Below are 3057 nucleotides of genomic sequence, written 5' to 3' on the forward strand. Positions count from 1 at the left end.
CCGCCGCGCGCTGGGCGGCCGCCGCGTCGGCGTACCGCTGGCGCAGGCCCGGATCGGCGGTCTGCACCTCGTGCAGCTCGCCCGTCTCCGGATCGACCACCGGCAGCACCCCCACGTCGGGCAGCTCCAGCTCGCGCGGGTCGACCACCTCGATCGCCAGCACGTCGTGCCGGACCCGCAGCTTACGGATCGGCCGGCCCCACTGCGACGGCGGCGCGAGGAAGTCGGAGATCACCACGGCCACGCCGCGCCGGCGAGGCGGCCGGTTGAGCATGTCGACCAGCGTGCCGAGATCACTGCGGCCGGGGCGGATCTCGGTGCCGGCGATGGCGCGCAGCAGGCCCTGCGCCTCCTTGCGCCCGGCCCGGGCCGGCAGCCGCACCAGGGTGCCCGGACCCGGGGTCGGGGGCGTGCCGCGCCACCGCCCGGCCCGCGCGGGCACCGGGCCGCCGGTGCCCACCACCGCGCCGATCCGGTTGCCACCCCGGACGGTCAGGTGGACCAGGGCCGCCGCGGCGGCCACCACCACGTCGCGCTTGAGCCACTTCCCGGTGCCGAAGTCCAGGCTCGCCGACAGGTCCACCGCCAGCCAGGTCTCCAGCTCCCGGTCGGCCACCGTACGCCGCACGTGCGGCATCGTGGTCCGCGCGGTCACCGGCCAGTCCATCCGGCGTACGTCGTCGCCGGGGCGGTACTCGCGGGACTCCCCCGCCTCGCTGCCCGGCCCGGGCAGCAGCCCGGCGTAGTCGCCCTGGAGCAGCCCGTCCAGCTTGCGGGTGACCAGCAGTTGCAGCCGGGACAGCACGGCGCCGGACCGGTCGCCGCTGGCCGGCAGTCGGGTGGGTTGGCTCACGGCCGCTGCCCGGGCCAGCCGGCGGCGTTCGGCACGGCCGGTGGCGGCGGCGTGGCCTGCTGCCGGGGCGCGACCGCCGGCAGCGGGATGGTCGACATCACCCGGTGGACGATGTGGTCGGCCGGTACGTCGTCGGCGAGCGCGTCGTAGCTGAGCACCAGCCGGTGGCGCAGGATGTCCGGGGCGATGTCCTGCACGTCCTGCGGCAGCGCGTAGTCCCGGCCGCGCAGCAGCGCCAGCGCCCGGGTGGCCCGGACCAGGCCGAGCGAGGCCCGCGGGCTGGCCCCGTACTGGATGAGCTGCGCGACGTCGGGCATGCCGTGCTCGGCGGGGGCCCGGGTGGCGAGCACCAGCCGGACCGCGTAGTCGACCAGCGCGTTGTGCACGAAGACCTGGTCGGCCTTGTGCTGGAGGGCGATCAGGTCGGCGGTGTCGAAGACCCGGGCCGGCTCGGGCGCGGCGACGCCCATCCGGTAGACGATCTCCCGCTCCTCGGCGTCGGTCGGATAGCCGACCAGGATCTTCATCAGGAAGCGATCCCGCTGCGCCTCCGGCAGCGGATACACCCCCTCCTGCTCGATCGGGTTCTGGGTGGCCATCACCAGGAACGGGTCGGGCACCCGGTGGCTCTCCCCGCCGATGGAGACCTGCCGCTCGCTCATCACCTCCAGCAGCGCCGACTGCACCTTCGCCGGAGCGCGGTTGATCTCGTCGGCGAGCAGGAAGTTGACGAACACCGGGCCCAGTTCGACGTCGAACTTCTCGCTGGACTGCCGGTAGATGCGGGTGCCCATGATGTCGGCGGGGACCAGGTCCGGGGTGAACTGGACCCGGGCGAACGACCCGCCGACCACCTTGGCGAGGGTCTCCACGGCGAGGGTCTTGGCCACGCCGGGCACCCCCTCCAGCAGGCAGTGACCCCGGGCGAGCAGGGCCACGAACATCCGCTCGACCATCCGGTCCTGGCCGACGATCACCCGCTTGATCTCGAACAGCGCCCGCTCCAGCAGGCCGGCGTCCTGCGCCGGGGTGGTGGCCACCGGGGCCGGCGCGTCCGGCACGGCCTCGGTCGGGTTCGGGGCGTCGGGCGTGGTCGGCTGGGCCACCGGTCCTCCACAGCTTGGTCGTCGTCGCGGTGTGATGCGTATCAAGACTGTCATGCCCGGCTGAGAGCCGAGGCCGGGAGAGGGACGATTTTTGCCACGCCGTCCCGGCGCGCGGAAAACGCTGAACACGGGTGGACAACAAGGGGTCCGGCGTGTGTACGATTCACCCCGTCGCCGGGCGGCTCCCCCCGTGGCCGCCCGGCGCTAAACCTTTCACCGCGTGGCCCTAGACTCGCCCCGGTGACCCTTCCCACTCCCGGCGATGACGCGCTGATCTGCTCGGCGCGCGGGTGTCGCGCCCCCGCCGTCTGGGAGCTGCGCTGGAACAATCCCCGCCTGCACGAGCCCGAACGGCGCAAGACCTGGCTGGCCTGCGCCGAGCACCGGGAGTCCCTCGGCGATTTCCTCGACGCCCGCGGCTTCCTGCGCGAGGTGGTCGCGGTGCCCGGATCACCTACGCTCGAAGCGTGAGCGAGCGGAGCGAGCGAGCCAGTCAGCTCGGCAGTGTGGCGCGTCCCGCCGGCCCCGGGCGAAGCGAGGCGGTGACGTGAGCGAGCGCGGCCCGGTGCCGGGTGACGACCTCGCCGGCCCGGCGGCCCCGCCCGGTCCGCTGGAGCCCTGGCCGGACACCGTCCGCTGGCAGCCGATCTCCCGTGACCTGATCTGGGTCGAGCTGATCCGGCTCGGCGTGCTGTTCGCCGTCGGACTGGTGGTACTCGGCGTCGGCTGGGCGGTCAGCGGGCACTGGCTCTTCGGCGCCGCGCTCGGCGTGGCGGTGCTGCTGACCGGCTGGCGGGTGGTGACCATCGTCCGGGCGGTGCACGCCTGGGGGTACGCGGAACGCGAGAACGACCTGCTGGTCCGGCACGGGTTGCTGGTCCGGCGGCTGTCCATCGTCCCGTACTCGCGGATGCAGTTCGTGGACGTCACCGCGGGTCCGCTGGAACGCGCCTTCGACCTGGCCACCGTGCAGCTGCACACCGCCGCCGCGGCGAGCGACGCCCGGGTGCCCGGCCTGCGGCCGGCGGAGGCCTCCCGGCTCCGGGACCGGCTCACCGCGCTCGGCGAGGACCGGGCGGAGGGGCTGTGAGCCACGGC

At 74.4% G+C, this 3057-nt stretch carries 4 protein-coding genes; 2 read left to right on the plus strand and 2 right to left on the minus strand.

Annotated elements, in window-relative coordinates:
• Both ACWEVO_RS33795 and ACWEVO_RS33800 read right to left on the minus strand, forming a co-directional pair.
• On the minus strand, positions 1 to 871 hold an 871-nt coding region (locus ACWEVO_RS33795; RefSeq protein WP_452311482.1), incomplete at its 3' end, for a DUF58 domain-containing protein.
• Positions 850 to 1959, minus strand: coding sequence for an AAA family ATPase (locus ACWEVO_RS33800; RefSeq protein ID WP_452311480.1), 1110 nt, complete (start codon positions 1957 to 1959; stop codon positions 850 to 852). The genes ACWEVO_RS33800 and ACWEVO_RS33795, both read right to left, overlap by 22 nt.
• Positions 1960 to 2199: 240 nt before the next feature.
• On the opposite strand from ACWEVO_RS33800, the gene ACWEVO_RS33805 reads away from it, so the two are divergent.
• Entirely contained in the window at positions 2200 to 2430 is a 231-nt protein-coding gene (locus ACWEVO_RS33805) for a hypothetical protein (RefSeq protein WP_452311481.1), read from the plus strand.
• A gap of 94 nt (positions 2431 to 2524) precedes the next feature.
• Positions 2525 to 3049 (plus strand): PH domain-containing protein, encoded by a 525-nt coding sequence (locus ACWEVO_RS33810; RefSeq protein WP_452311483.1) that lies wholly within the window; start codon positions 2525 to 2527, stop codon positions 3047 to 3049.
• Positions 3050 to 3057: the final 8 nt, after the last annotated feature.

The organism is Micromonospora sp. NPDC003776, assembly GCF_053605645.1.